The sequence below is a fragment of the Pseudomonas sp. GV085 genome, assembly GCF_003050925.1.
Classification (GTDB): Bacteria; Pseudomonadota; Gammaproteobacteria; order Pseudomonadales; family Pseudomonadaceae; genus Aquipseudomonas.
Genome location: NZ_QAOV01000001.1, coordinates 91,206 through 100,707 on the forward strand (window position 1 = coordinate 91,206; position 9,502 = coordinate 100,707).

At 58.3% G+C, this 9,502-nt stretch carries 10 protein-coding genes and 1 other RNA gene; 7 read left to right on the forward strand and 4 right to left on the reverse strand.

Annotated features, from left to right (window positions below):
* The first annotated feature begins 174 nt into the window (after positions 1–174).
* The 5 genes from petA to C8K63_RS00480 all read left to right on the forward strand — a co-directional run bounded on the left by petA (position 175) and on the right by C8K63_RS00480 (position 3,959).
* Positions 175–768, forward strand: a complete 594-nt coding sequence (gene petA / locus C8K63_RS00460) for a ubiquinol-cytochrome c reductase iron-sulfur subunit (RefSeq protein WP_108214906.1) — start codon at positions 175–177, stop codon at positions 766–768.
* Positions 768–1,979 (forward strand): cytochrome bc complex cytochrome b subunit, encoded by a 1,212-nt coding sequence (locus tag C8K63_RS00465; RefSeq protein WP_108214907.1) that lies wholly within the window; start codon positions 768–770, stop codon positions 1,977–1,979. Before petA ends, C8K63_RS00465 begins: the two co-directional genes overlap by 1 nt.
* A complete protein-coding gene (locus C8K63_RS00470) occupies positions 1,979–2,761 on the forward strand; it encodes a cytochrome c1 (RefSeq protein WP_108214908.1) in 783 nt (260 codons plus the stop codon). The genes C8K63_RS00465 and C8K63_RS00470 overlap by 1 nt, the downstream gene beginning before the upstream one ends.
* A gap of 150 nt (positions 2,762–2,911) precedes the next feature.
* The gene (locus C8K63_RS00475; RefSeq protein WP_007972581.1) at positions 2,912–3,529 is read left to right on the forward strand and encodes a glutathione S-transferase N-terminal domain-containing protein; all 618 of its coding nucleotides are present in this window, start codon (positions 2,912–2,914) and stop codon (positions 3,527–3,529) included.
* A gap of 16 nt (positions 3,530–3,545) precedes the next feature.
* The gene (locus tag C8K63_RS00480; RefSeq protein WP_085715923.1) at positions 3,546–3,959 is read left to right on the forward strand and encodes a ClpXP protease specificity-enhancing factor; all 414 of its coding nucleotides are present in this window, start codon (positions 3,546–3,548) and stop codon (positions 3,957–3,959) included.
* Positions 3,960–4,117: 158 nt separating this feature from the next.
* On the opposite strand, the gene C8K63_RS00485 is transcribed toward C8K63_RS00480, so the two are convergent.
* The 4 genes from C8K63_RS00485 to C8K63_RS00500 all read right to left on the reverse strand — a co-directional run bounded on the left by C8K63_RS00485 (position 4,118) and on the right by C8K63_RS00500 (position 7,564).
* Positions 4,118–4,696: a BON domain-containing protein gene (locus tag C8K63_RS00485; protein WP_108214909.1), complete on the reverse strand. Its 579-nt coding sequence runs from the start codon at positions 4,694–4,696 to the stop codon at positions 4,118–4,120.
* Complete coding sequence (locus tag C8K63_RS00490; RefSeq protein ID WP_007972584.1) at positions 4,693–5,286, reverse strand: phosphoheptose isomerase; 594 nt, start codon at positions 5,284–5,286, stop codon at positions 4,693–4,695. Before C8K63_RS00490 ends, C8K63_RS00485 begins: the two co-directional genes overlap by 4 nt.
* 104 nt (positions 5,287–5,390) lie before the next feature.
* A complete protein-coding gene (locus tag C8K63_RS00495) occupies positions 5,391–5,753 on the reverse strand; it encodes a YraN family protein (protein WP_108214910.1) in 363 nt (120 codons plus the stop codon).
* Positions 5,753–7,564, reverse strand: coding sequence for a penicillin-binding protein activator (locus C8K63_RS00500; protein WP_108214911.1), 1,812 nt, complete (start codon positions 7,562–7,564; stop codon positions 5,753–5,755). Before C8K63_RS00500 ends, C8K63_RS00495 begins: the two co-directional genes overlap by 1 nt.
* A gap of 177 nt (positions 7,565–7,741) precedes the next feature.
* Here C8K63_RS00500 and rsmI point away from each other — a divergent pair, with 177 nt between their 5' ends.
* Together rsmI and rnpB are read left to right on the forward strand one after the other, a co-directional pair.
* Positions 7,742–8,647, forward strand: a complete 906-nt coding sequence (rsmI, locus tag C8K63_RS00505; RefSeq protein WP_177413212.1) for a 16S rRNA (cytidine(1402)-2'-O)-methyltransferase — start codon at positions 7,742–7,744, stop codon at positions 8,645–8,647.
* A 75-nt stretch (positions 8,648–8,722) separates the two neighbouring features.
* An RNA gene (gene rnpB / locus C8K63_RS00510) (RNase P RNA component class A) lies at positions 8,723–9,076 on the forward strand.
* Positions 9,077–9,502 lie beyond the last annotated feature (426 nt).

Here is a 9,502-nt window from a genome sequence, read left to right on the forward strand (position 1 = left end):
CTTGCCACATCCGCAGACGCCCTATACTACAAGGCTTGGGGGTGCTGGGCTCCGGTAATTACCTTGTCAGAATTGGGGCTTTTCATTACCATTCGGCAAAATTTTTATAAGTACATAGATTTACTTAGTAGACGCCTGATTTAACAGGCCACAAAGCTGATGGGAGAGGACTGAATGAGCAATGACGGCGTGAATGCAGGCCGGCGTCGCTTCTTGGTAGCAGCCACATCCGTGGTGGGTGCTGCAGGAGCGGTGGGGGCTGCGGTCCCGTTCGTGGGGTCATGGTTTCCCAGTGCCAAGGCGAAAGCCGCAGGTGCACCGGTGAAAGTGAATGTCAGCAAAGTCGAGCCAGGTCAGCAGATGATTGCTGAGTGGCGCGGCCAGCCGGTGTTCATCGTCCGCCGTACGCCGGAAATCCTGGGGAATCTGAAGAAGATCGAGGGCCAGCTCGTTGACCCGACCTCCAAGAACTCGATACAACCGACTTACGTTGATCCGGAAACCCGTTCGATCAAACCTGAGGTTCTGCTGCTGGTCGGTATCTGCACGCACCTGGGTTGCTCGCCGACCTTCCGTCCCGAAGTGGCACCTGCGGATCTGGGGAAAGACTGGGTAGGCGGTTATTTCTGCCCTTGCCACGGTTCCCACTACGATCTGGCTGGTCGCGTCTACAAGTCGCAACCTGCGCCTTTGAACCTGCCAGTTCCCCCGCATTCCTATGAGACCGACGACATCATTGTCATTGGCGTCGATACGGAGAAGGCGTGATGAGCAAATTCATGGATTGGGTTGATGCACGCTTTCCCGCCACCAAGATGTGGGAAGACCATCTCAGCAAGTATTACGCTCCGAAGAACTTCAACTTCTTCTATTTCTTTGGCTCCCTGGCGCTGCTCGTTCTGGTCAACCAGATCGTTACCGGCGTCTGGCTGACCATGAGCTATAACCCGTCGGCGGAAGAGGCGTTTGCCTCCGTCGAATACATCATGCGCGACGTCGAGTACGGCTCGATCCTGCGTCTGCTGCACTCCACCGGCGCTTCGGCGTTCTTCATCGTGGTCTATCTGCACATGTTCCGTGGCCTGCTCTACGGTTCGTACCAGAAGCCGCGTGAACTGGTGTGGGTCTTCGGCATGCTGATCTACCTGGCGCTGATGGCCGAAGCCTTCATGGGGTACCTGCTGCCGTGGGGGCAGATGTCGTACTGGGGTGCCCAGGTAATCATCTCGCTGTTCGGTGCGATCCCGGTCATCGGCAACGACCTGACCCAGTGGATTCGTGGTGACTACCTGATTTCCGGTATTACCCTGAACCGTTTCTTCGCCTTGCACGTGGTTGCCCTGCCGATCGTTATCCTGGGTCTGGTGGTGCTGCACATCCTGGCGTTGCACGAAGTCGGCTCGAACAACCCGGACGGCGTGGACATCAAGAAGCACAAGGACGAAAACGGCATACCGCTGGACGGCATTGCCTTCCATCCGTACTACACCGTGAAAGATATCGTCGGCGTGGTGGTGTTCCTGTTCATCTTCTGCTCGATCGTGTTCTTCTTCCCGGAAATGGGCGGCTATTTCCTCGAGAAGCCGAACTTTGAAGTGGCGAACGCCTTCAAGACCCCAGAGCACATCGCTCCGGTCTGGTACTTCACCCCGTTCTACGCCATCTTGCGTGCGATTCCGGACAAACTCCTTGGTGTGATCGCCATGGGCGCGGCCATTGCTGTGCTGTTCGTCCTGCCATGGCTGGACCGTAGTCCGGTCAAGTCGATGCGCTACAAAGGCTGGCTGAGCAAGATCTGGCTCTGGTTGTTCTGCATCGCGTTCGTGATCCTGGGTGTGCTGGGCGTATTGGCTCCAACCCCTGAACGTACGTTGCTGTCGCAGGTATGTACCTTCCTGTACTTCGCCTACTTCATTCTGATGCCGTTCTACACCCGGCTCGAGAAGACCAAACCGGTTCCGGAAAGGGTGACTGGCTGATGAAAAAACTATTTGCTGTATTGATGCTCGCTGCGCTGCCAGTGTTCGCTTTCGCAGCCGAGCACGGTGGCCCTGAGCTGGAAAAAGTCGACATCGACGTTTCCGATAAAGCAGCCATGCAGGATGGTGCACGTACGTTCGCCAACTACTGCATGGGTTGCCACAGTGCCAAGTTCCAACGCTATGAGCGAGTTGCCGACGACCTGGGCATTCCCCATGAGTTGATGATGGAGAAGCTGATGTTCACTGGTGCCAAGATCGGTGACCACATGAGCATCGGCATGCAGCCGGCGGACGCCAAGGCCTGGTTTGGCGCTGCGCCGCCGGATCTGACCCTGGTTGCCCGTGTTCGCGGTACCGATTGGCTCTACGGTTACCTGAAGTCGTTCTACGAAGATCCGTCGCGTCCATGGGGTGTGAACAACAAGGTCTTCCCGAACGTGGGCATGCCAAACGTCCTGGCCGGCCTGCAAGGTCGCCAGGTGGTTGGTTGCAAACAGGTTCAGATCGTCGAAGGCGGCAAAAAGCAATTTGATCCGCTGACCGGTACGCCATTGACTCATGAAGCGTGCGATCAACTGACCATCGTGCCGAAAAGCGGTGCTCTGACTGAAGAGCAGTTCGATGAGAAGGTCAAGAATCTGGTAACCTTCCTGGCTTACTCGGCTAACCCGGTTAAGCTGCAACATCAGCGCATCGGTACGTACGTATTGTTGTACCTGGCGTTCTTCTTCGTCTTCGCTTACCTGCTCAAGCGCGAATACTGGAAAGACGTGCACTGATAAAGCTTCAAGCTATTGCTGTTAATCGCGCGCGCCCAAGGGCGCCTCTGAAGATGTAGCGAGCCTGGTTATCCAGTCGTTACGGGAGGCGCCCTCTGGGCGCGCTCGTTTTTCCGCGTTCGATAATTTCTACAAGCGAGGAGGATCGCCATGGGCGTGACCAATCGGTTGGCCTGTTACTCCGACCCCGCCGACCACTATTCCCACCGAGTGCGCATCGTACTGGCAGAGAAGGGTGTCAGCGCCGAGATCATTTACGTGGAAGCTGGACGTCAGCCACCTAAACTGATTGAGGTGAACCCTTACGGCAGCTTGCCCACCCTGGTCGATCGCGACCTGGCGTTGTGGGAGTCGACTGTGGTGATGGAATATCTGGATGAGCGTTACCCGCACCCGCCGCTACTGCCGGTTTATCCCGTGGCGCGTGCCAACAGTCGCCTGCTGATACACCGTATTCAGCGAGATTGGTGTGGTCTGGTGGACCTGATTCTGGATTCGCGGACCAAGGAAGCGGCCCGTGCCGTGGCTCGTAAAGAGTTACGCGAAAGCCTGACGGGTGTGTCGCCACTGTTCGCCGACAAACCGTTTTTCCTCAGCGAGGAACAAAGTCTGGTGGACTGCTGCCTACTACCAATACTCTGGCGATTGCCGATTCTGGGTATAGAACTGCCGCGGCCGGCCAAGCCGCTGCTTGATTATATGGAGCGCCAGTTTGCGCGTGAGGCTTTCCAGGCGAGTCTGTCTGGTGTCGAACGCGATATGCGCTAAGGCTTAAGGAGCCGCTATGAACTCCAGTCGACCTTATCTGGTCCGCGCGCTCTATGAGTGGATTGTGGACAACGATTGCACCCCGCACATGCTGGTCAATTCCGAGTATCCGTCGGTACAGGTGCCTCAGGGTTTTGCCAGTGACGGACAAATCGTCCTGAACGTATCGCCGCAGGCCGTGCGCCACTTGCACATGGATAACGAGGCGGTCAGTTTCGAGGGGCGCTTTGGTGGAGTGCCGCACACCTTGTACGTGCCTATAGCATCGATCCTGGGTATCTACGCCCGGGAGAATGGTCAGGGCATGGTGTTTGATCTGGAATCGCCGATGGGCGAGGACGAAGAGATCGAGCCGGATGACGATCTTCCACCACCCGACAGTGAGCCACCGCGTCCAAGCGGTCGACCCAGTTTGAAGGTGGTGAAGTAATAAAAAAGGCGATCCGAGAGGATCGCCTTTTTTATTACTTCACCACCTTCAAACGATGTAGGAGCGAGCTTGCTCGCGATGGTCGTGAACGATGACGCGGGCTGGAGCGCATTCACCGGACGTTTTTCGCGAGCAGGCTCGCTCCTACAGGATGAGGTTCAGTCGATGTACTCAAACAACTTCACAATCTTCTGCACGCCGGAAACACCTTGCACCAGGTTGGTCGCCTGCGCAGCTTCCTGTTTGGTCAGTAGGCCCAGCATGTAGACAATGCCGTTTTCAGTGACGATCTTGATGCGCGAACCGGGGATGTTGGCATCGGCGAGCATCTGGGCCTTGATCTTGGAGGTCAACCAGGTGTCGTTCTGACGGGCTAGGAAACTGGAGGGTGGCAGGATCTGCAGTTCGTTGTGCACCTGCTTCACGCGCTGGACCGCGGCAGCGGCCTGTTCGGCCTTGGCCTTGAGGTCTGCGCGTGGCGTTTGCCCGGCGAGCAGCACGACGCCGTTGAAGCTGGTGACGACGATGTGCGAGTCCTTATCAAGGGCCGGGTCGGCCTTGGCGATGTTCACGCCAACCTTGGTGTCGATCAGGGAGTCGTCGATCTTGCTGCCCAGTGTGCGGGTGCCGCGGTCATCTTCAATCGGTGCTTCACGGCTGGCAGTCACCACCGAGGTGCAGCCACTGATGCCGAGGCACAGGGTCAAGGCCAGTAGGCCAAGGCGATTAGGGGTCATTCTTCACTCCCGAACAATTGGCTGTCGATCAAGTCGCAAAGGCAATGGATCGCCAGCAGGTGGACTTCTTGAATACGAGCGGTGACGTTGGCCGGTACGCGAATCTCGACGTCCTCGGGCAACAGCAGCGACGCCATGCCGCCGCCATCACGTCCCGTCAATGCTACGACAATCATTTCGCGATCATGTGCGGCCTGGATCGCTTGAATTATGTTGGCCGAGTTGCCGCTGGTGGAGATAGCCAGCAACACATCGCCCGGTTGGCCGAGTGCGCGGATCTGCTTGGAGAAGATTTCGTTGTAGCTGTAGTCGTTGGCGATCGAGGTGATCGTCGAGCTGTCGGTCGTCAGGGCGATGGCCGGCAGGCTCGGGCGCTCGCGCTCAAAGCGATTGAGCAGCTCGGATGAGAAGTGCTGGGCGTCGCCGGCAGAGCCGCCGTTACCACAGGAAAGCATTTTTCCTTCGTTGAGCAGGGCGTTGACCATGACCTGGCTGGCTTGCTCGATGTGCGGTGCAAGTACTTCCATCGCCTGTTGCTTGGTGTCGATACTGGCCTGAAAAAGCTGGCGAATTCGGGATTGCATGTCCATCTGTGTGACCTTAAGTGGCGCGGCTGTTCGGCACATGAATGTGCAGCCCGCAAAGCAAAGAGCAAAAGTGTTCGGTGATAGTGTCCGGTTCGCACTGCCGGCGATCAACCGTCGAAGGCATTCTGTAGCCAGTTCAACTGATCGAGGTGGCTGTCGATGGCAATCACGTCGAAGCGGCAAGGGGAATTGGCCCAGCGCGACTCGCGCTGAAGAAAATATTGCGCGGCGAAAATCAGTTTTTGCCGTTTGCGCTCATCGATGCTGTCGAGCGCGCCACCCCATTGAGTGTTTTTTCTGTAGCGGACTTCAACGAATACTACTGTATCGCCATCTAGCATGACCAGATCAAGCTCGCCGCGTTTGCACGACCAGTTCTGCGCCAGCAGGCGCAGACCCTGTTGTTGAAGATGCTCGAGCGCATGGCGCTCGGCATCCATGCCGCTTTGCTGGCGTGACCTGTCAGGCATCAGCGAGTGGTATCCGGCAGGCGCTGGACCTGGCCATTGGCGAACTCGGCCCATGGCAACTGGCGTACGACCCGCTGGCTCTGAGACATGCCAAGGCTGCCCGATTCACCGTTGATGCGGCTGTCCGGCAGAGACTTGAGTTGGCCCAGGCGCGGTGCCAGGCGATAAGCGTCCACACCCATGGCATACAGGCGCCCCAGGCTGCCAGCGGCTTGAGGCCACTGGGCGGTGACCTGGCGGCGCAGCGGGTCGTTGGCGTCCAGCAACCATGGCGTCTCGCAGAAGCGGATGCCATTCATGTCGTTGTACTGGTTGACGTCGCCGCTGGCGCTGAACACGTGAGAGGTGGCGTAGACCGGCACATCGCCTGCGTACTGGAAGTTCAGGGTCGGTTTGATCTGCTGGGCCTGTTGTGGTGTTGCCGCGAGGAAGATGAACTCGATGTCCTGGCGGCGCGATGGCTGGGCAGCGACTTGCGAGCCAACGGTGCTTTGCAGGCTCTTGGCGCGACCTTCGCTCTGACGCAGCTGGAACATGTCGGCAATCTGCTGGGCCAACTGGACCGGCTGATCGACGCGTTCGGTGGCGACGATGGTGCCGCCATTGGCTTGCCAGTCCTGGCTGAATGCCTTGAGTACGCGGTCGCCCCATTCACCTTTCGGCACCATGATGGCTGCGCGGTGCAGGCCATCGGCGCGAGCGCGGCGCGACACTTCACGGGCTTCATCTTCAGCGGCAAGACCGAACTGGAACAATTGCGCCGGACCCTGATCGCCTTCGCTGTAGTTCAGCGCGAGTGTGGTGATCGGCAATTGCGGGCGAGCGCTCAGCTGTTTGACCAGCGGCTTCTCCAGTGGGCCGACGACCAGTTGCACGCCATCGGCCTGGGCCTTGCGGTAGAACTCGTCCATGGAGGTCAGGCGCGAGCTGTCATAGAACTCGATGGCGGGTGGTTTCTGCCCGGCCTGTTGTGCCTGGTAGTGAGCAGCCATGAAGCCGTCGCGCAGTGCTTTGCCGACCGAGGCCAAAGGACCGTCCTGAGGCAGCAGCAAGGCGATCTTGTTCAGGGGCTGGCTGGCCAGTTCCTTGAGTTGGGTCAGTGGCTGCGGCAATTGAATGGCTGCCGGGTGTTTCGGATTCCGCGTGCGCCAGTTGTCGATGGCGGCTTGTTGCTGCTCCAGGGTGCCGGCGGATTTCACGGCCAGCGCGAGGGCCATCCAGCCGCCGAGATCGTCGGTGGTGTTCGGTTGCAATTGCTCGGTCGGCAGCGAAGCGATCAGGGTCCAGATGGCTTCGTGATTTTTGCTGGCTGCTTCACCTTTGAGCATCGGTGCGATGAAAATGCGCTCCCGAGCAGCAGCGAGGGTCTGGCCGTCGGCTTCAAGGGCACGGGCGTGAACGGTGCCGGTGCGGACCTGCTGCTCTTCGGGCAGCTCGCTCAAGCGTTGCATGCTCGGATGGCTCAAGGCCGTCAGCGCGGCCTTGGGCTGGTTGCGGGTCATGGCCAGTTCAGCCGCCAGGGTGTTGGCGAAAATCTGTTGGCCCGGCTTGAGCTGCTCGGTCGGAACCTGTTGCAGGATTTGCGCGGACTGGCCGGCATTGCCCTGGTGATAGGCCAGGTCGGCAGCACTCAAGCGCAGCAAGGCGGCGTCTTCCGGCGATTTGCTTTGGGAGGCCTTCTCAAGCAGTTGCTCGATACTGGCATCCGGTGTCCGTGGAAGTTCGCCAAGGCTGGAGGAGGGCGAGCTGGCGCAAGCCGCCAGCAAGGCAGCGAGGCAGAGGGCAGATAACAGCCGCAGGCAAGCGATCATGTAAGCGTTCCTGATACTCGATCAAATTAGCGTGGAATTGTACCCAAGCACTGGCCGGGGCGCGATGTTACTGGTGTGAATCGATCAATTTAGCTGGTGTAAATGTTGCACCAGCGCACAAACAGACGCCGAGGCCTCCTTTGGTTGCGCGTATCGTGAGCCTCGCTACGCGCTACAATGGCGACTTTTACCGATCATGAGGTGTGCGCTTTGACTGCTCCAGGTGCTTTGAATTCCGCTGCTGGCTCGCTTTATGTGGTGGCGACGCCCATCGGCAACCTGGATGACATCAGTGCGCGGGCGCTGAAGATCCTGCGTGAAGTGGCCTTGATTGCCGCGGAAGACACCCGCCATTCCCAGCGCCTGATGCAGCACTTCGGCATTGCGACGCCATTGGCGGCCTGCCATGAGCACAACGAGCGGGATGAAGGTAGCCGCTTTATCACTCGCCTGCTTGCCGGTGACGACGTGGCGTTGATCTCCGACGCCGGGACGCCGCTGATTTCCGATCCGGGTTATCACCTGGTCCGGCAGGCTCGGGCTGCAGGCATCAATGTGGTGCCGGTTCCGGGTGCCTGCGCGTTGATTGCAGCGTTGTCGGCGGCGGGTCTGCCATCCGACCGATTCATTTTCGAAGGTTTCCTCCCGGCCAAGGCGGTGGGGCGGCGGGCGCGTCTCGAACAGGTAAAGGAAGAGCCGCGCACCTTGATCTTCTACGAGGCTCCGCATCGCATCCTTGAATGCCTGCAAGACATGGAGCTGGTGTTCGGTCCCGAGCGTCCGGCGCTGCTTGCCCGTGAGTTGACCAAGACGTTTGAAACCCTCAAGGGCCTGCCACTGGCTGAGCTACGCGAGTTTGTCGAGTCGGACAGCAATCAGCAGCGCGGCGAGTGCGTGGTGTTGGTGGCGGGCTGGTCTGCGCCCGAGGAGGAGGGCGCCGTCAGCAGCGAGGCGATGCGCATCCTCAACCTGTTGCTCGAAGAAATGCCGCTCAAGCGAGCGGCGGCTTTGGCGGCACAAATCACCGGCGAACGAAAGAATGTGCTGTACCAGATCGCGCTGGATCAGCAGAAGGGCGAGTAAAACCCGACGCGCAGGCGTGCTCTATGGCGCTTGGTGCTTGTTCTTCGGGCGCTCTGCCGGTAACCTTCGCGGCGGAGAGTCGATCGGACAGTCGCTGCCCCCTATGAAAATTAGGGGGGGGAGGAAAGTCCGGGCTCCATAGGGCGAAGTGCCAGGTAACGCCTGGGAGGCGCGAGCCTACGGAAAGTGCCACAGAAAATAACCGCCTAAGCGCTTCGGCGCCGGTAAGGGTGAAAAGGTGCGGTAAGAGCGCACCGCACGTCTGGCAACAGTTCGTGGCTAGGTAAACCCCACTTGGAGCAAGACCAAATAGGGTCCCAAGGCGTGGCCCGCGCTGGGACCGGGTAGGTTGCTAAAGATGTCCAGTGATGGCCATCGTAGACGAATGACTGTTCAAGACAGAACCCGGCTTACAGATCGACTCTCCACCTTTTTTCTCCTCTGCTTAAATCATTGGGCAGAGTGTTGGTGATAGCAATTTTCTCCAGGCACAAACGTCAGGAGAAGCGGTTTTGTGATATCGATTAGCCCGCGCTTGTAGTGATCGCATAAACTCCACGAAGCACCGGTTTCCCTCCTTACACAATCGTCAGCAGAACCTCTTTTGTAATACCAAAAAAATCTTACTCTTAATAAAACACTTTAACTTCCGAACGCAGCCTTCTGTGCTGATTCAAGTTATCGGGTGGATTCATCTGTCGGATTTTCGTTGCCTCTCCGTTAATGCTCCTAAATCTCAGTTCTGTAAGGATTTTCCTTTAATCCGCGCCTTGACGGTGTGGTGGGGGCATTCCTATAGTGTGCGTAAGTGGCGGAAAGTGGCATGAAGTGGGTTTTTTGAACTCAAAACGCTAG

Coding starts and splice junctions, on each gene's coding strand:
- C8K63_RS00495 (WP_108214910.1), bottom strand. CDS start 5,753: ATGCCTGACAGGTCACGCCAGCAAAGCGGCATGGATGCCGAGCGCCAT.
- rsmI (WP_177413212.1), top strand. CDS start 7,742: ATGGCGACTTTTACCGATCATGAGGTGTGCGCTTTGACTGCTCCAGGT.
- C8K63_RS00475 (WP_007972581.1), top strand. CDS start 2,912: ATGGGCGTGACCAATCGGTTGGCCTGTTACTCCGACCCCGCCGACCAC.
- petA (WP_108214906.1), top strand. CDS start 175: ATGAGCAATGACGGCGTGAATGCAGGCCGGCGTCGCTTCTTGGTAGCA.
- C8K63_RS00465 (WP_108214907.1), top strand. CDS start 768: ATGAGCAAATTCATGGATTGGGTTGATGCACGCTTTCCCGCCACCAAG.
- C8K63_RS00470 (WP_108214908.1), top strand. CDS start 1,979: ATGAAAAAACTATTTGCTGTATTGATGCTCGCTGCGCTGCCAGTGTTC.
- C8K63_RS00485 (WP_108214909.1), bottom strand. CDS start 4,696: ATGACCCCTAATCGCCTTGGCCTACTGGCCTTGACCCTGTGCCTCGGC.
- C8K63_RS00480 (WP_085715923.1), top strand. CDS start 3,546: ATGAACTCCAGTCGACCTTATCTGGTCCGCGCGCTCTATGAGTGGATT.
- C8K63_RS00500 (WP_108214911.1), bottom strand. CDS start 7,564: ATGATCGCTTGCCTGCGGCTGTTATCTGCCCTCTGCCTCGCTGCCTTG.
- C8K63_RS00490 (WP_007972584.1), bottom strand. CDS start 5,286: ATGGACATGCAATCCCGAATTCGCCAGCTTTTTCAGGCCAGTATCGAC.